18 protein-coding genes and 1 other annotated feature are annotated in these 17,176 nt (G+C 32.6%); of the genes, 1 reads left to right on the top strand and 17 read right to left on the bottom strand.

What is annotated here, in order from left to right; all coding sequences use genetic code 11:
* Positions 1 to 48: 48 nt before the first annotated feature.
* The 11 genes from buk to AC2LE6_RS02155 form a co-directional block, all read right to left on the bottom strand.
* Positions 49 to 1,113, bottom strand: coding sequence for a butyrate kinase (gene buk, locus AC2LE6_RS02205; protein WP_484477608.1), 1,065 nt, complete (start codon positions 1,111 to 1,113; stop codon positions 49 to 51).
* The gene (locus AC2LE6_RS02200; protein WP_484477607.1) at positions 1,110 to 2,009 is read right to left on the bottom strand and encodes a phosphate acyltransferase; all 900 of its coding nucleotides are present in this window, start codon (positions 2,007 to 2,009) and stop codon (positions 1,110 to 1,112) included. Before AC2LE6_RS02200 ends, buk begins: the two co-directional genes overlap by 4 nt.
* 12 nt (positions 2,010 to 2,021) lie before the next feature.
* Positions 2,022 to 2,561 carry a 2-oxoacid:acceptor oxidoreductase family protein gene (locus AC2LE6_RS02195; protein WP_484477606.1) on the bottom strand — a complete coding sequence of 180 codons (540 nt, stop codon included), beginning with the start codon at positions 2,559 to 2,561 and terminating at the stop codon, positions 2,022 to 2,024.
* Entirely contained in the window at positions 2,561 to 3,319 is a 759-nt protein-coding gene (locus tag AC2LE6_RS02190) for a thiamine pyrophosphate-dependent enzyme (RefSeq protein ID WP_484477605.1), read from the bottom strand. Before AC2LE6_RS02190 ends, AC2LE6_RS02195 begins: the two co-directional genes overlap by 1 nt.
* Positions 3,312 to 4,379, bottom strand: a complete 1,068-nt coding sequence (locus tag AC2LE6_RS02185; protein ID WP_484477604.1) for a 3-methyl-2-oxobutanoate dehydrogenase subunit VorB — start codon at positions 4,377 to 4,379, stop codon at positions 3,312 to 3,314. Before AC2LE6_RS02185 ends, AC2LE6_RS02190 begins: the two co-directional genes overlap by 8 nt.
* The gene (locus AC2LE6_RS02180) at positions 4,379 to 4,609 is read right to left on the bottom strand and encodes a 4Fe-4S dicluster domain-containing protein (RefSeq protein ID WP_484477603.1); all 231 of its coding nucleotides are present in this window, start codon (positions 4,607 to 4,609) and stop codon (positions 4,379 to 4,381) included. Before AC2LE6_RS02180 ends, AC2LE6_RS02185 begins: the two co-directional genes overlap by 1 nt.
* On the bottom strand, positions 4,610 to 5,272 hold the full coding sequence (locus AC2LE6_RS02175) for an ATP-binding protein (protein ID WP_484477602.1): 663 nt from the start codon (positions 5,270 to 5,272) through the stop codon (positions 4,610 to 4,612).
* Between the two features lie 211 nt (positions 5,273 to 5,483).
* On the bottom strand, positions 5,484 to 6,092 hold the full coding sequence (locus AC2LE6_RS02170) for a Pr6Pr family membrane protein (protein ID WP_484477601.1): 609 nt from the start codon (positions 6,090 to 6,092) through the stop codon (positions 5,484 to 5,486).
* A gap of 91 nt (positions 6,093 to 6,183) precedes the next feature.
* Complete coding sequence (locus tag AC2LE6_RS02165) at positions 6,184 to 6,864, bottom strand: polysaccharide deacetylase family protein (RefSeq protein WP_484477600.1); 681 nt, start codon at positions 6,862 to 6,864, stop codon at positions 6,184 to 6,186.
* A 90-nt stretch (positions 6,865 to 6,954) separates the two neighbouring features.
* Complete coding sequence (gene leuS / locus AC2LE6_RS02160) at positions 6,955 to 9,354, bottom strand: leucine--tRNA ligase (RefSeq protein WP_484477599.1); 2,400 nt, start codon at positions 9,352 to 9,354, stop codon at positions 6,955 to 6,957.
* Positions 9,355 to 9,398: 44 nt separating this feature from the next.
* Positions 9,399 to 9,605, bottom strand: a binding site (T-box leader).
* Positions 9,606 to 9,641: 36 nt separating this feature from the next.
* Positions 9,642 to 10,445 carry a DUF1189 family protein gene (locus tag AC2LE6_RS02155; RefSeq protein ID WP_484477598.1) on the bottom strand — a complete coding sequence of 268 codons (804 nt, stop codon included), beginning with the start codon at positions 10,443 to 10,445 and terminating at the stop codon, positions 9,642 to 9,644.
* A 78-nt stretch (positions 10,446 to 10,523) separates the two neighbouring features.
* Between AC2LE6_RS02155 and mnmL the strand changes: the two genes are divergently transcribed.
* Positions 10,524 to 11,465, top strand: coding sequence for a tRNA modification radical SAM protein MnmL/YtqA (gene mnmL / locus AC2LE6_RS02150; RefSeq protein WP_484477597.1), 942 nt, complete (start codon positions 10,524 to 10,526; stop codon positions 11,463 to 11,465).
* A 12-nt stretch (positions 11,466 to 11,477) separates the two neighbouring features.
* Here the strand turns inward: mnmL and AC2LE6_RS02145 are convergent, their stop codons facing one another.
* The 6 genes from AC2LE6_RS02145 to AC2LE6_RS02120 are packed head-to-tail and all read right to left on the bottom strand — an operon-like array spanning position 11,478 to position 17,023.
* Positions 11,478 to 11,933: a hypothetical protein gene (locus tag AC2LE6_RS02145; protein WP_484477596.1), complete on the bottom strand. Its 456-nt coding sequence runs from the start codon at positions 11,931 to 11,933 to the stop codon at positions 11,478 to 11,480.
* 53 nt (positions 11,934 to 11,986) lie between these two features.
* A complete protein-coding gene (locus AC2LE6_RS02140; RefSeq protein ID WP_484477595.1) occupies positions 11,987 to 12,331 on the bottom strand; it encodes a membrane lipoprotein lipid attachment site-containing protein in 345 nt (114 codons plus the stop codon).
* The gene (locus AC2LE6_RS02135; RefSeq protein ID WP_484477594.1) at positions 12,331 to 13,221 is read right to left on the bottom strand and encodes a hypothetical protein; all 891 of its coding nucleotides are present in this window, start codon (positions 13,219 to 13,221) and stop codon (positions 12,331 to 12,333) included. Before AC2LE6_RS02135 ends, AC2LE6_RS02140 begins: the two co-directional genes overlap by 1 nt.
* 57 nt (positions 13,222 to 13,278) lie before the next feature.
* Positions 13,279 to 14,580, bottom strand: a complete 1,302-nt coding sequence (citX, locus tag AC2LE6_RS02130; protein ID WP_484477593.1) for a citrate lyase holo-[acyl-carrier protein] synthase — start codon at positions 14,578 to 14,580, stop codon at positions 13,279 to 13,281.
* Complete coding sequence (citC, locus tag AC2LE6_RS02125; protein WP_484477592.1) at positions 14,580 to 15,599, bottom strand: [citrate (pro-3S)-lyase] ligase; 1,020 nt, start codon at positions 15,597 to 15,599, stop codon at positions 14,580 to 14,582. The genes citX and citC overlap by 1 nt, the downstream gene beginning before the upstream one ends.
* A gap of 8 nt (positions 15,600 to 15,607) precedes the next feature.
* Positions 15,608 to 17,023 (bottom strand): citrate lyase subunit alpha, encoded by a 1,416-nt coding sequence (locus tag AC2LE6_RS02120; protein WP_484477591.1) that lies wholly within the window; start codon positions 17,021 to 17,023, stop codon positions 15,608 to 15,610.
* Positions 17,024 to 17,176: the final 153 nt, after the last annotated feature.

Below are 17,176 nucleotides of genomic sequence, written 5' to 3'. Positions count from 1 at the left end.
CAAAAATATTTTATTTATATAAAAAGGGCGACTTTAAATAAGTCTCCCTTATTCATATTCACGTAATATGATGTGTGCATCCAAATAATTAAACATATTGTACGCTAACGCTTCTAACTCATCCTCACCTGGGTAAACAACGATCTCACCTAAATGATCGATATATTCTAGAAGCGGTTGGAGTACATCTTGATTGTATGCTAATCCACCAGTAATAATTATAGCATCTAAATTGTTTCTTGTCACTGCATAAAGTGAACCAATTTCTTTTGCTATTTGATAGACCATGGCTTTCATAATTCTTTGTGCAAATACTTGTCCATCGTTTATCATATCACTTACTTCTTCGGCACTGTTTGTTCCAAGGTAAGAAACAAGACCACCAAAGCCATAATTCATTTTTTTAATTTGGTCCAAAGTGTACTGACCACTTAATGCTAAATCATAGACATCAGCTACAGGTAATGACCCAGTTCTCTCAGGTGAAAACGGTCCATCTCCATTGAGTGCATTGTTAACATCTGTAACTCTCCCACGTTTGTGAAGTCCAACACTAATACCTCCACCAAGATGAGCTACGATAACATTAATCTCATCATATTTCATTCCGATTTTCTCAGCATATTTTTTTGCAACAGCCTTCTGGTTTAGTGCATGCCATATGGGTTTTCTACTAATACCATTCAACCCACTTATTTTTGCAACACTACTCATCTCATCTACTACAACAGGATCTGCAATGTATGCATCTTTTCCAACTTGTTTGGCTAGTTCTTTCGCAAGTAACCCACCAAGATTTGAAGCGTGTGTTCCATATGTGCAATTCAGTAAATCTTCTTCCATTAAATCATTGACCTTATAAATCCCTGATTTAATTGGTTTCATTAAACCACCACGCCCTATAAACCCTTCAAGGCCACTAATTTTTATGTCGTTAGTATCTAAGAATTTTAAGATCAATTCTCTTCTAAATGGGATTTGCTCGTTTAGGTTTTGAAATTTTTCTAGTTCTACTTTTGAATGTCTTATTGTTTGTTCTACAATTGCTTTTTCTTTATCATACACAGCAACTTTCGTTGATGTAGATCCTGGATTTATTACAAGTATTTTCATAAGATATCAGTACTCACTACTGCAAGTGCAATAGAATACAATCTTGATTTATATGAATCTGCTCTACTTGTTAAAACAATTGGGTTTTTTGCTCCTAGGATTAATCCAGCTGGTGTTGAGTTTCCTAAGAATGTTGTTGATTTATAAAATGTATTTCCTGCTTCTATGTTCGGGAAAATCAGTACATCTGCATCACCTGCAACTACATGGTTTACACCCTTTGTTATAGCCGAGTCATGACTGACAGCTATATCAATACTAAATGGTCCACCAATGTAATACTCGTCATTATCTCTAAGTGCTTCGACAATGTTTCTTGCTTCTACTGTAGATGGTATGTCTTCATTAACACTTTCTACTGCGCTTATCATTGCTATTTTAGGTTTGAATATACCTAAACTAGTAACAAAATTCAATGTGTTAGCTAAGATGTATTTCTTTTCTTCTTCTGTTGGTAATACATTCATTACACTATCACTCATAAATAATAATTTATGATAATTCGGAATATCTAATACCCCGATGTGTGATAGTAATTCTTTTTCTACAAGCCCATACTCTTCATTCAATACTTGTTTTAGTAATCTGTTTGAATGTAGTTGGCCTTTCATTAATATTGCATTTCTTTGTTTTGAAACCAGTTTAACACTCATCATTGCAGCGTCTTCTTTATCTTGTGTATTATATATTTCATACCCTTTTTTAGATATCCCTAGTTCCATAAGTAGGTCTAAGATTTTTTTCTTATTCCCAACTAAAACGGGGCGTATAAGCCCCATTAAAAATGCATCATTGATAGCAATGATAATTGCTCGATCTTCAGGATTTGCTACTATCAAATCCTTTGTTTCTAATTTCCTCGCATAGTCTACTACTTGTTGAAAGTTACGAAACATGTTGATCACTCCTTACAAAACAGCTTTTCTTCCCATTTCTAATGCATGTTTGTTTATTTCTATTAATTTTGCTTTGCTTCCTGTAAACTTCTTCTTTAGTATACCAAGAATTTCTTCTTCTGTGAATACTTTAGTTAAAGCTAAGTATGCTCCTAACATGATCATGTTAGCTACTTTTAAGTTTCCTAGTTGTAAAGCCATATTATTTGCGTCTACTTCATATACACGTACATCTTCTCTATACTCTTCATCTAATACTAAGCTAGAGTTTACTAAACATATCCCATTCACTTTTAATTTTGGTTGGAATTTTGCAAGTGAAGGTTTGTTCATAATAATGATACTATCTGGAGTACTGATTACTGGACTGTTAACATATTCATCTGAAATTGTTACTGAACAGTTCGCAGTTCCTCCTCTTGTTTCAGGTCCATATGATGGGAACCATAAAGTATTGATATCTTTTTCTGTTGCTGCATAGCTTAGAAGTTGTCCCATAGTCATTACACCTTGTCCACCAAATCCAGCTATGATTACTTTCTCGTTTAACATTATTCGATACCCTCCGTTTTATCTTTATAAACACCAAGTGGGTAATAAGGAATTAAATTATCTACAGCCCAATCTACTGCGCCCTTAGGAGTCATACCCCAGTTTACAGGACAAGTGCTGATGAATTCGATAATACTGAATCCTTTTTTGTCTCTTTGAATTTCAAATGCTTTTTTCAATGCTTTTTTAGCTTTGAATACATGTTTTGGATCATGAACTGAAACACGTTCTACATATGTTGCTCCAGGAATAGTTGCCATTAATTCTGAAATCTTTAATGGTAATCCTTGTGTTTCTGGGTCACGTCCATCTTGAGATGTTGTTGTTTTTTGTCCAGGTAATGTTGTTGGAGCCATTTGTCCACCAGTCATACCGTAGATTGCGTTATTAACAAATACGATCGTGATATGTTCACCACGTGCTGCGGCATGGATTGCTTCAGCAATACCGATACTTGCTAAGTCACCATCACCTTGATACGTGAAGATGATTGCATCTTTTTTAACTCTTTTAATTCCTGTTGCTACTGCAGGTGCTCTACCGTGAGCTGCTTGCTGCATATCACAACTAAAGAAATCATAGTTCAGTGCACTACATCCAACACTACTAATACCAATTGCTCTATCTAATAAGTCTAGTTCTACTAGGCTTTCAGCTACTAATTTATGGATGATACCATGTGTACATCCAGGACAATATGAGGTGTTCATATCAGATAACCCTTCTGATCTTTTATATACAGTTTTTAAGTTACTCATTTGTTCCACCTACTATCTTTTTAACTTGATCGCTTATTTCTTCTGCTTCTGGTACGATTCCACCAACACGTCCGTAGAAGTGAACTGGTAATCTACCTTGTACATGTAATTTAACATCATCAACCATTTGTCCTAAGTTCATTTCTACTACTAAAATGTTTTTTACAGACTCAGGTAGTTCATTGAATGCATTTTGAGGGAATGGGTAAATTGTGATTGGACGTACAATACCACAGTTAATTCCTTCTTCTTTTAATATTTCAATTGCTGTTCTAGCAATACGAGACGTACTACCAAATGCTACGATTACTATTTCAGCGTTTTCCATATTGATCATTTCATAACGTTGATGCTTATCTTTCATTTCAATAAATTTCTTTTGTAGTTTTAAGTTGTGATTCTCTAAATCATTAGGATCTAGGTATAAACTATTGATAATGTTTTTACCACGATTTGATCTATCTCCATCGGCTGCCCATGTTTTTTCTTTTAAATCCCATTTAGGAACTTCTTTTTCGAAATCTACAGGTTCCATCATTTGTCCAATTAAACCATCAACTGCGATCATAACTGGATTTCTGAAGTAATCAGCGATATCAAATGATTCTTTGATTAAATCCACTGCTTCTTGTAAAGATTCAGGAGCTAAACTATATAAATAGTAATCCCCGTTTCCTCCACCACGTGTAATTTGTTTGTAGTCTGCTTGTGAAGGTTGAATACCACCTAAACCAGGTCCACCACGCATTACATTGATGATTACTGCTGGTAATTCTGCACCAGCTAAATATGTGATTCCCTCTTGCTTTAACGCAATACCAGGACTACTACTACTTGTCATTACTCTTGCTCCAGCTCCAGCTGCACCATATACCATATTGATAGCTGATACTTCTGATTCTGCCTGAACGAATGCACGTCCATGAAGAGCCATATGTTTACTTAAATATTCAGGTAATTCATTTTGTGGAGTGATTGGGTAACCATAGAATGCATCTAAACCAGCTTTGATAGCTGCCAATGCCATTGCTTCATTACCTTTCATTAAAACTTTAGCCATTATTTTGCCTCCTTAACAAATTTCTCAACTGTGATAACTGAATCTGGGCACATAATTGCACAGAATCCACACCCGATACATTTTTCTTTGTCTGTCGTCATTAGAGGAGTATATCCTTTTGTATTCGTTGTAGTTAAGTCTAGTTCTAAAATATTAACTGGACAATACGTTGTACATAATCCACAACCTTTACATCTATCTACCTCTATAAAAATTCTTCCTTTTGCCATTTACTTTCCTCCTAAGGTCCACTTTTTAGCAACGTATCTAATTAAATTGATTCGTTCACCAATAAATGGGTATGTAAAATCTTTATGTTCTTCTACTACTGTGTACATGATCGGAACTTGTAATTTTTCGGCCACTTCAAGTAGTACTTTCTCTCCGTCAATAACATCTTGCTCTGTTGTTTCGTTAATCAGATTTGTATTGTTGATTAACCCAGTTACATTTAACTGTGTTTGTGCTTCTAATAAAGTTATCGTATGTAAGATATCTTTCGTAGTAGCAGTTTCAGGTCTGAATGTATTTAAAGCGACTAAGAAATCAATTTCGTCTACGTCGGTAATAAATTCAGAAAACTGTATTAAAATCTTTGCACCATGTTCAGTACCACCAAGATCATAGATCGCGGTAATATCTTTGTTTACAAATGGTACTCTACCTTCACCTGACACATAAGGCATATCACTATTCAGCATACCTTTAACAGTACTCTCAACTAAATGAATTCCTTTTTCATCAAACAAGTCTTGTAGTCCCCTACTTCTAAAATAGGGATTGATTATATCCAAATCAACAATATAATCAATTTTCTTATCAATAGCGAGGTTGACACTTATCTCACTTTTACCACTTCCATAATGCCCAGCAATAATCGTAATTCGTTTCATATTATTTTTACCTATTCCATTAAAAATATAGGTATTTCTACCCTCCTCTAAGTATTGATAAACACTTTTTAAAATGAAAGCGTTTTTACAACAAACACATTATATCAAACAAAATCTCTATATTCAACAGTAAAACTATAATTTTTTTTGATATTTTTTTATTTGTCGTTTTCATAAATATTTACATCTGTTTAACGGCTTAAAATAGCCATTATTCAGTTTTTTGTTTTTCTTGTAATGAAACTATTTTCATAACTGAAAATGACAACAAAAGGAACACAAAAACCAAGCCAAATATCGTTATAATCAACCCTAAAACCCCTACTTCAGAGACTTGAAAAAACGGGTATAAATAATCATTTGTAATAGTCCCATATACTATCATAAACAGAATATATACTACTGGATATGAAATCCAGATTAGTACATCTTTTGGTCTAAAATTGTATTTCTCTTTCACGTAGAAAAAGTAGAATATTACTAATACAGGTACAATATAATGTGCGACAATATTGCTTACCTGACTCCATCCTGTCGGATGATATGTTGGAGCAAGCATAATCGCAAAAATGATTAATGTGATTGTAATATATACTACAATACCTCCAATGAATTTATGAAGTGTTACATGTTTGATTTTACCTAAATACAACAGTACAAAGTATATCATTACAATTAGATTTGATTGTAATGTGTAATACCTAAATAACCCTAGTCCTCTACCTAAATTAATTGGATCTTCAAACGTACTGACAAGGACGTTGATTAATAACCCTGTTAACGCAAGTAAAATTATAACTATTTGAATACTTTTTTTCATATCATCACCCTAAATAATTATACCATACATTGATATCTAGTCTTTATTGTTATGATTTAGGGTGAAATATATAAATAAAAAAAAGATATCATTACGATATCTCTTTAATATATTCACTTGCAGTTACTGATATGATATCTTCTTCATTACTGATTAATCTAAAGAAGCGTTCTAGCATATCCCATTTCTCTTTATCATCTTTAAACTCCCAAGAATGTAACCAAACATGAAATAACTCTGCATTATAATCTTCTAGGAAATCTTCTAGTTTATCTAAACAAAAATTAAATCCTTTTTGTACTCTTTCAAAATCTTTAGTATCCCACGCCATTCCAGTTAAGTGCATTGTAGGATGCCATTCTAATAAGTCTTTAGGACGATCAAATTTCTTTGTTCCTTTGACGGTTCTTGCGTATGATACACCGCATTCTTTAGCCATATCTTTTACTTTTTTGTTATAATCTCCAAATGGATATGCGAATCCGCGAGTATCCTGTTTACTATATGATTTAAGAATCTCAAAATCTTCTTCAATTTCGTATTTAATACCTTGATGTGTTAGTTCTTTTAAACGAAGGTGATTAACAGTGTGAGATGCTACTTCGTGTCCATCAAACAAAATATCTAGTTCTTCTTTTGTTAAAAAACCAGAATCATTCAAAGTACCCGAGTTAATATAAAAGGTCCCTTTTATATTATATTTGTTTAGTAGTTCAACTGCTTTTCGATCGTAAACTGTATTGTCATCAAAACCTATAATCAAGTATTTCATAAGCATCACCTCTCTTATATTATAACAAATAAATGTGTATATTTTGTGGTTGAATTATTAATAAATAAAAAAGACGAAAACTTTCGTCTTTTAAATTACTATATTTACTAGTTTCTTTGGCACATATATTTCTTTTCTAATATCGTTTCCAGCTAGTAACGTTTGTATTTTTTCAGTTGATTTTGCGAGTGCTAATACATCATCTTTTGACATATCAATGTTGATTGTTATTTTATCTCTAACTTTACCATTGATACTTACAACTATTTCTATTGTTGATTCAACTAATTTAGCTGGATCAAATATTGGCCATGGTTCAAATACCATGTCTTCTGTATGTCCTAGTTGTTCCCATAGTTCTTCGGTTAGATGTGGAGCAAATGGGTTGATTAGTTTCAGAACTTGTTCGAAATCAAATCTATTTATGTGTGTTGCCTTTCCAAGTTCATTAACAAGGGTCATTAATTTAGCGATAGCTGTATTGAACTTAACATTTTCAATATCTTCATCTACTGCCTTTATGGTTTTGTGAAGTGTAGTTTGATAAGTATCATTTTCTTTGTCTGATACTTTATCTAATAGTCTCGCTAGTTTATCTAGGAAACGACGTGCTCCTTTTACACCACTTGGATTCCAAGGAGTTGATTGTTCATAATCTCCAATGAATAATGTGAACACACGTAATGTATCTGCCCCAAATTCTTCAATGATTTCAAGAGGGTTTACTACATTCCCTTTTGACTTAGACATTTTGTCTCCGTCTTCACCAAGAATCATTCCTTGTGCGGTACGTTTAAGGTAAGGTTCTTCTGTTGGAACTGCCCCTATGTCTGATAGGAATAAATGCCAGAATCTAGAATAGATAACGTGTCTTGTAACGTGTTCCATTCCACCGTTATACCAATCTACTTGCATCCAATATTTTAGATTATCCATGCTAGCTAGTTCTTCATTGTTATGAGGATCACAATAACGAAGGAAATACCATGAGCTTCCAGCCCATTGTGGCATTGTATCTGTTTCACGTTTTGCAGGTCCACCACATGTTGGACATGTCGTATTAACAAACTCAGGAACATTTGCCAGTGGTGATTGTCCGTCTTCACCAGGTTCAAAGTCTTCCATTTCAGGTAGGACAAGTGGTAGGTCTTCTTCTTTCAATGCAACCATCCCACATGTATCACAGTGTACTATAGGGATTGGTTCTCCCCAGTAACGCTGTCTGTTGAATGCCCAGTCTTTCATTTTATAGTTTGTTGCCTTTTTACCGATTCCTTGTTCTTCTAAGTATTCTGCAATTGTAACTTTTGCATCTTTAACTGATTGTCCATTCAAAATATCACTATTAACAAGTTCACCTTCAGATGTATCAGTATATGCTTCTTTTGTGATGTCCCCACCTTTGATGACTTCGATGATATCACAACCGAATTTAGTCGCGAATTCATAATCTCTTGCATCATGCGCAGGTACTGCCATGATTGCACCCGTACCATACCCAATCATTACATAATCAGCTACGAATATAGGGATTTCTTTATTTGTAAGAGGGTTGATCGCAGTTAATCCGTCAATCTTCACTCCTGTTTTATCTTTTTGTAGTTCAACACGCTCAAACTCAGTTTTAAGTTTTGCGGCATCTTGATAATTATGGATATCTTCCATATTATTGATTCTATCATGATATTTTACTAGAAGATCATGTTCTGGGGCAATAACCATAAATGTTGCTCCATACAGAGTGTCTGGTCTTGTTGTATATACTTGGAGTAGTTCATCTGTATCTTTAACTTTGAAATCAACATGTGCTCCTGTTGATTTCCCAATCCAATTCTCTTGTTCAATACGGATACGTGGTAATGTATCTAGTTTCTTTAGACCTTGTAGTAAACGTTCTGCATAATCAGTAATTTTTAAGAACCATACATCTTTTTCTTTTTGAACAACTGGTGTATCACAACGATCACATTTACCACCTTGACTGTCTTCGTTACTAAGAACTACTTTACAGCTTGGGCAGTAGTTTACATATGTTGTATCTCTAAATGCCAATCCTTTGTTAAATAGTTGAACAAAGATCCACTGTGTCCATCTATAATAGTTTTCATCTGTAGTATCAACAACTCTATCAAAATCAAAACTGAATCCAGTTTTTTGAAGTTGATTTGTGAATACTTCAATATTTTGATCTGTGACTTGTCTTGGATGAATTTTATTTTTAATCGCATAGTTTTCAGTCGGTAATCCAAACGCATCAAAACCGATTGGGAATAATACATTATACCCTTCCATTCTACGTTTACGTGATACGATTTCTAAGCTTGAATACGCTCTGATGTGTCCAACATGCATTCCTGCTCCTGAGGGATACGGAAATTCTACTAAGCTATAATACTTCTTTTTATTCTTGTCTTCAGTGACAGAAAAACGTTTGTTTTCATACCAGTGTTTTTGCCACTTACTTTCGATTGTTTTGTGATTATATTCCATTATGAATCACTCCTTTATAATGTATAAAAAAATCGCCCTTAAAAATTAAGGACGAATGAATATCCGCGGTACCACCTTGGTTCTAGTTATACTAGCTCTCGACTCTTTAACGCAGAGGTACGTTTTAAGCTTACGTGCTGGACTTAAAAGGCTCCCTAGACTAATTCAAATAATGTTTACACTGTTTTACACCAACCAACAGTTCTCTTTGCCAAACTACTATTTTACTACTTCTAGTTCTTTGCTTATATTAGAAATATAACATAGTCATTATTTAATGACAAGTTTTATTTTTTCATTGCTTTGTTTATCGCCATATTAAGACGTCCCATTTGTCTTGAGTTGAATATAACGATGAATAAAATGAAGATGAAACTACTACCCATCATATTCATTAATGTTAATACAATAAATGTAGAACTTGATACATAAACACCAAATCTAAATGTTTCACGATATGGGATTACTTTGTATCTTGCTCTAATGAAGACACCTGTTAGTAATGATAAAATACTAACAATAATAAAGTTGATTAATATAGATGACCCTATTAATACCGAGGCCAAAAATGTTTTATTCGTTAGTAAATAATTCTCAATACCTGTGATAAGTGGTTCACTTACAAGTTCAGGGTTTGCTTCTAACTCATTTAAATCTAGTCCTTCAAATTCGGAAATCGTGCTTATTGGTACACTATAGACTATTCCATAAGTACTCGCATAAATAGTATCCTCATGAAGTACGATATATGCATCTTCCTTAGATACTTCTGATATGTTTAATGTTTCATCTGAAACGATATAGAAATCTATCAAACCAAAATATGTAAACAACATCTCTGATTGCTCTTCAGTACAAACCAAATTATAACTCGTAATCTGACAATCAATGTTCTCTTCATATAAGGTATCTTGTATCTCTGATTTAGTTGGTATGTTTAACCCATCAAATGTTGTTGTATCTACAATCATAAACAAACTCATTAACGTCGCATAAAACAACATTACAAAAAGAACTCTAAAGATAGAATCTTTTCTATAATATAAAATTTTCTCTGGATTTACCAAACTGTCTCTAAATCGTTCAAACATAGTTATCACCTTTTGATATTATAACACATATCTTTTATTTTTAGGTGAAATGTGTGATAAAATGTGTGTGGTGATACTATGAAATTAATGACAAAAGAAAAACCATATAATACTTTAAATGCTTATTACCGAGATCGATTTGGTAAGAAGGTTTTTAAAGTGTCTTTAAATGGCGGGTTTACATGTCCAAACAAAGATGGCTATAGTGGTGTTGGTGGTTGTACATTTTGCACAGAGAGTGGTTCTGGAGATTACGCTGGTAAGAAAACAGATTCATTACGTATTCAATTTGATAAAATTAAAAATATGATGCATAAAAAATGGGATGATGCTTACTACATCGCATATTTCCAAGCCAATACAAATACATATGATTCTGCGTCTAACTTAAGAGTACTATATGAAGAAGCATTATCATTAGATGAAAACATTGTTGGATTAAACATAGGAACTAGATGTGATGCCTTTAATCCCGAAATATATGATTTATTAGAAGAGTTAAACACAAAAACGTATTTAACAGTCGAACTTGGTCTTCAATCAATTCATGAAGATACTGCACAGTTTATGAACAGAGCACATAGTTTGGAGTGTTTTACGAGTTGTGTATCTGAGCTTAGAAAACGTAATATTGACGTAGTAGTTCATATTATCAATGGGTTCTATAACGAGACACAAGTTGATATGCTTCAAACAGTTCTATTTCTAAACGATTTGGACATTCAAGGGATAAAGATACACTTACTCCATATTATGAAGAAAACAGCGTTAGGCGTAATGTATCAAAGAAAACCATTTAAGATACTAACTTTAGATGAGTATAAAGATATTGTAGTTGAGCAAATAGAACATTTAAACCCTAATATCATTATCCATAGATTAACAGGGGATGCTCCTAGGGATTTATTAATTGAACCTCAGTGGAGTTTAAAGAAATTTATTATTATGAATGAAATTGATAAAGAACTTAGAAGTAAAAATAGTTATCAAGGAATCAAGTATATTAAAAAGGACAAATAATTTGTCCTTTTTTTATTCGTAATAATAACTTAATAACTCAAATTCAATCGTTACAACACTGTTCTCAATTTCTAGAAAGATATCAATTAGAGAATCTTCAAATGTTGGAAAAAGAGTTTTAAACTCCTCAAATGTATAATCTACATTCTCGTAGGAGATCAAACCATACAATCGATTATACTCAAATTCTTCACCGAAGTAAGTTATTTCTTGGGTAAAGAAGTCTTCTGAGTTATATGTAAAAGTCCAATTATTTTCAGAGAACGCATAGGTTGTTTCAGTTAATATAAAATCAAGTTCCATGTCACTCAGTATATACTCGTATAACCCTGTAATCTCGTGCTGTGGAACTTCAAAATCCGTGTTGTTTATATCATATAAATGCCACAAGAGAGACGAATCGTCTGTAATTGTAACTTTTACCTCGATAACGGTATCAGTTTCATCTAACCAAAGTTCGTAGGTCAAAGGTCCGGCTTCTTTAATCAAATGATTTGTACCAAACTCGACTGAAAAATCATCTAAATTTTCTGGTACACATACTCATATAAGTCATAGAAATAAACGTCCCCAAATTCTCTAGTAAGAGCATAAAAATCATTATCTTCTGTTTCATATACAGATACTCTTACTTCAGATTCATCTAAATACATATACTTCTGGTATTCTCCGTAATCATACATATAATCATCATTTTGATTTACATGTATTGTATTAAACTGTGAAAAATTGAGTAACTTATATGACTCGACGTCTTCTCTTTGTAAGACATTGATATTACCATCATATGCTGAAAATATTACCTCTTCTTTTTGACAGCCAGTTAAAACCATTGTCACAATGAGTATCAATATAATTTTCTTCATTATTCTGTCTCTTCACTTTCAATAAACAAAGTATCAATATCTTCAATGTACATCACAATATCCATAATATCACTTAGGAAATCCTCACCTAATGTATCGTGTTCTACTAAAAATTCATCTATCGGTATTTCTGTGTTACTTTCATCTCTCATAACTTCATATACAAAATCTAAATATCTCCAGGTAATACCATCATGAATAAAATGTACATATCTACCACTATTATTGATTGTAACAGTCCATTCATCATTTGTTATTGTTAAGAGCTCATTTTGATATGTATATTCCATAGTAGAATAATTGGTCTCCATCGCATACTCAGCAGGTGTATATATATCATGTTCTGGTACTTCAATCTCAACTAGATTTATATCAGAAACAGTAAGTACTCTTGAACCATCTGATAAATCCGTACATTCTATATATGTTATATAGTTATCTTCATTTACTTCGATAACATAAACCATATTTTCATCTTGATAAGAAAATGTGTTTGTATAATCAACTTGAACCATTAAAGATATATCAAAAATTTCATCTATCTCTGAATAAAAAGCTTCAAGTTCAAAGGTAATTGTATTATAAGATATTATCCCAACATATGAATTGTCTTCAAGTTCTCTAACAACCACTACTTCATCATTATGAACATAGTAATATCTACTACTACCCTCGAATATATGGTAATTAACACCATCATTATTCATTGATATAAATGCATTGTTAAAATATGCCATTTGGACTGACATTGATGTTACATCTTCTACATCAAAGTAGTGAAGTTCACCTTCATATGGATTAATCTCTTTTTTCTTTTCATCGATAGATGGTTCACATCCTGTTAAAAACAAACTTGAAATTAGAAGTAAAAAAATGAGTAATCGGTTCATATTATCCCAACCCCTTTATATACATTATATCAAATAAAAAGGACAAAATGTCCTTTTTTATATTCCACAGTATTCTGAATGACAAATCAAGTATTTAACATTCTCATAAATCATTTTAAGAACAAGTAAATCACTAGCGCCACCTGGGCTTATCCCTTGTTTCTTATATGTTTCACTTATGATTGTGAATAGTTCTTTATTGCTTATGTATCCACCGTTCTTATTTATCTCATCCATATCTGTTTGGATTTGTTTCATTGTTTTAAATCCTTTTTTATGAATGACTGTTGTATCACATAGAGTAGTTAAGATATCAATCATGTATTGATGGTTTTTATCGTCATATTCTTGATCAGAATGAGATTCATTTTCAAATAACATTCTAAATCCTTTCAGAGCTTCACCTCTTATACCTTTTACACCGTAGTCTAAATACACTTGGTCACCATGTGTTTTTAGTGTTTTGTCTTCTACTTTGCTGTAGTAATCCCCAATGATCTCAATTGAGGTTCTTTGAATTTCAGAAATGATGTATGCTTCGTTTCTATTATTAACAATTGATTTTGATAACGCAGGTAAGAAAAGCCCCAATGCAAATATCAATCCTTTTTGTGTATTGATGTTATTTGTTGCTTTGAACATTGCTTCTTCAGCTTCTAATCCTATTTTTTGTAGTTCTTTAGGATTATCATGTCCTCTGATTCCGTATAATATGTATTCTTTTATATAAGGTTTGATTGAAAAGATTGATTGGATGAATGTTTCATAATCCATGTCACTATGTGACCCTGAATCTCTTTTAGAAACCAATCCAAATTTTGGAAACATCTCTAGTTCATCATGAATTGAGTGCATTACACTGTTTAGAAGTATATCTGTTAGGTACTCTTCAATCAAAAGATTCACTGCCTGGAGTACTTCCTTTTGTGAATGTGTTTGGTTTCTTGAACATATATGCGCGTAGTTATCACAGATTAAACAGGTTCTCATTTCGCATGACATGTCTTCACGTGATATAGATGTTTCGTTATACACATCAACATCAACTAATCTACCTAGGTATGTATTGTCCTCAATATATATTGTTTTTTGTTTAACGATGTTTCCTTCTTCATTAATAACGTAGTAGATATAATCTCCGTCTTCAGACTCTACTTTTTCTGAACGAATGATTTTATCTCCAAATTCTTTTCTAATTTCGTTATCAAATAACAAGCAAATAAAACGCATGTTGATAGGATTTTTATTCTTACCAACTACGTTTAGTTTTAAAACTGCGATTGTTTTGAATTTAAACTCACCCATTAGGGATTGAATATGGGTACTTCTTGCTTCTCTGGCTACTAGTATGTCACTCATTAATGTCTCCCCAGTTTCTTCTTCTGTATTATACGAATTATGTATTGACCTCTTTCGGATTTCAAATAATCATATGTTGCCTCTGGCACTATGTTTTTTATCTTATCAACATGGTTTCCTTTGATTAATCTTCTTACTTGAGATGCGGATATAGCTTGTGAATCTAACTCTTTGCGTTCTATAATTTCTACCTTGATACCAAGATAGTCTTTTAGTACTTTATTATATTTATTTGTATTGGCACTAAATGGTTCACTACCTACAAATCGTTTATCAATGTTGAATGTCTTTTGGTAGTACTCTTTGTAGATAAGAACATCAATCAAAGTTTGTTCATCTTTGATTAACTGATCTTCTTTTAAAAAGTATTTTGGAAATGTAATTCGTGAAACAAGATATGATAATGATGGAACTACAACTACACCTTTTAAGTGCTTAGTAGCGTCCTTAATTATCTCGAATCTATCTATATATGGGAATGATGATACATCTTCACTTACAACAAATATAATTACTTCTTCATATTGTTTTAGTGCTTCTTCCACTAGATACAGATGTCCGTTTGTCATTGGGTTTGCATTCATAATAATACAACCCTTTTTGCTATTTGATATGTTATTCTGTTTTTTCAATCTTGATAGAACACTTGTAATATCGTCTCCGCCTTCAAGTAATACCGTATTCATTGTTCTTACAATTTTTTTCATATTGAAAGATTTGAAAATGGATTCATTTTCAGGAGTTGTAAAAACAAAATAGTGGCTAATACCATCAGCTTGTAACATTTCAATCAAATGATGAAACATAAGGCCTGTGATATTTTGACCACTATATTTATTATCTACTGCGAAGCACTTCATAATTCGATGTGCTAATGATGCAGTTGCGATAATTTTTGTTCCATCATAAACCAGAATGCTGTATGTAATGTCTGTTTCGTAATCAAGATTGTTTTGTTTTAGAAACGATACCAGTTCGGTAGTCTCAGAATCTAAAATAACTTCTTTAATTTGATACATAGAATCACCTACTTTTGATATAAATAATCGATAACTTCGAACGTTCTATCTTCTACTTCACCTATTATTTTATCACGTTTTTTGGGTTCTTTTGGAATATTTGTATAATTATATGCGATTTGTGATAATTCTTTGATCGGAATTATCTTTAGTTTTGTGTTTTGTAGTTTTTCTAATAAATCAGTTCTCAATGGGTTGATGGCAATTCCTCTTTCAGTTACAAAGCAATCTACATTCTTACCTAGCGTAGTTATTGTCGTTACTCTTTCTTTTATAATAGGAATTCGTCCTTTTATAAGTGGTGACACAATAATCGTTACTTTTGCCTCTGATGCAGTATCGCTATGTCCACCGCTACCACCAATTATTGTACCATGTGAATCAGTGGTTACGTTAACGTTGAAATTGTAATCAATTTCAGTTGCACCTAGTATTACGATATCCAAGTCCTTAATGACCATTGATGGATCAGATGGGTTTGCGTACTGTGATGCACTAATTGGTATGTGTTTCTTGTTTCTATTTATACTATCAACTGCATCTAAGTCGAAGCATTGCACATCATATAATGTGTCAACCAAACCTTCTTCCAACATATCTACATGATACTTAGTAATCCCCCCACTAAAGAAAGATGCTTTGATATTATTCTTTTTCATAGTGTCTTTAACGTAATCAGTAACCTTTAAACTAATTCCTCCAGCTCCACTTTGAAAACTGAAGCCTTGTTTAATTAGTTCTAACTCGGTCATTAATTTAGCTGTATTCTTAGCTATTTTAACTCCGATAGGGTTTTTAGTTACTTCTGTAGTTCCTGATACGATACCATTTTTATCACCAATAGAATCTATTGTGATTATATGATTTACATTTTCACTTTTGATTTCTGGGTTTTGGACTTCATCTACAATATTGTCTGTGATTAGTACAACTTTTGAAGCGTGTAGACTATCTGCGATAGGGTATCCAAGCGCCCCACACCTATTATTTCCAAGATATCCAACAGCATTACCTTGCTTGTCACAATATGGTACTGCGATATATGCGATATCGATTATACTTCTACCCTCTATTATCGCTCTAGCTCTACCCCCGTGGGTTTGCATTGTTAGTTTTCCTGGTATTCCATTGTCTGAAATAAACTCTGCGACTGGGCCATTGCAATAGTTTGTAGTTATGTTGTTGATTTGCTCATTTTCAAGTAAATGAAGGATTGAACTGTAACTAGGAAATATCGCTGATGGGAATATGTTTAAGTTTTTAACTTTGTGTTCTATATAATGATCTAAAACCATATTCAAAACAAAATCACCATTTCTTAGATGGTGGTGAAAAGAGATATTCTTGAATTCATGAATATCAATTATGTTATAAAAATCATCAAGTGTCTTGATGATTTTATTTGTGTGTGTTGGTTTTGTCATAATATCACCTATAATAAGTTATATTTTTTGTATATTTAAATATTTCGATACTACTTCAACCGAGTTAGAACAATCATTTATTGTTGATTTTATTTTATTAACATTTTTAATCATTACTGCCAATGCTGCTTTAGAAGAACTGTAAGCAGTTAA

The sequence above is a fragment of the Candidatus Izemoplasma sp. genome, from assembly GCF_982632705.1.
Note: the sequence above shows the minus strand (reverse complement) of the source record. Positions and strands in the feature narration are given on the sequence as shown.

Bases quoted from the DNA above. Each gene is read 5' to 3' on its own strand.
- AC2LE6_RS02170 (WP_484477601.1), bottom strand. From the start codon at position 6,092: ATGAAAAAAAGTATTCAAATAGTTATAATTTTACTTGCGTTAACAGGG.
- citX (WP_484477593.1), bottom strand. From the start codon at position 14,580: ATGAGTGACATACTAGTAGCCAGAGAAGCAAGAAGTACCCATATTCAA.
- AC2LE6_RS02200 (WP_484477607.1), bottom strand. From the start codon at position 2,009: ATGTTTCGTAACTTTCAACAAGTAGTAGACTATGCGAGGAAATTAGAA.
- buk (WP_484477608.1), bottom strand. From the start codon at position 1,113: ATGAAAATACTTGTAATAAATCCAGGATCTACATCAACGAAAGTTGCT.
- AC2LE6_RS02185 (WP_484477604.1), bottom strand. From the start codon at position 4,379: ATGGCTAAAGTTTTAATGAAAGGTAATGAAGCAATGGCATTGGCAGCT.
- citC (WP_484477592.1), bottom strand. From the start codon at position 15,599: ATGTATCAAATTAAAGAAGTTATTTTAGATTCTGAGACTACCGAACTG.
- AC2LE6_RS02190 (WP_484477605.1), bottom strand. From the start codon at position 3,319: ATGAGTAACTTAAAAACTGTATATAAAAGATCAGAAGGGTTATCTGAT.
- AC2LE6_RS02140 (WP_484477595.1), bottom strand. From the start codon at position 12,331: ATGAAGAAAATTATATTGATACTCATTGTGACAATGGTTTTAACTGGC.
- AC2LE6_RS02195 (WP_484477606.1), bottom strand. From the start codon at position 2,561: ATGTTAAACGAGAAAGTAATCATAGCTGGATTTGGTGGACAAGGTGTA.
- mnmL (WP_484477597.1), top strand. From the start codon at position 10,524: ATGAAATTAATGACAAAAGAAAAACCATATAATACTTTAAATGCTTAT.
- AC2LE6_RS02165 (WP_484477600.1), bottom strand. From the start codon at position 6,864: ATGAAATACTTGATTATAGGTTTTGATGACAATACAGTTTACGATCGA.
- AC2LE6_RS02120 (WP_484477591.1), bottom strand. From the start codon at position 17,023: ATGACAAAACCAACACACACAAATAAAATCATCAAGACACTTGATGAT.
- leuS (WP_484477599.1), bottom strand. From the start codon at position 9,354: ATGGAATATAATCACAAAACAATCGAAAGTAAGTGGCAAAAACACTGG.
- AC2LE6_RS02175 (WP_484477602.1), bottom strand. From the start codon at position 5,272: ATGAAACGAATTACGATTATTGCTGGGCATTATGGAAGTGGTAAAAGT.
- AC2LE6_RS02155 (WP_484477598.1), bottom strand. From the start codon at position 10,445: ATGTTTGAACGATTTAGAGACAGTTTGGTAAATCCAGAGAAAATTTTA.
- AC2LE6_RS02135 (WP_484477594.1), bottom strand. From the start codon at position 13,221: ATGAACCGATTACTCATTTTTTTACTTCTAATTTCAAGTTTGTTTTTA.
- AC2LE6_RS02180 (WP_484477603.1), bottom strand. From the start codon at position 4,609: ATGGCAAAAGGAAGAATTTTTATAGAGGTAGATAGATGTAAAGGTTGT.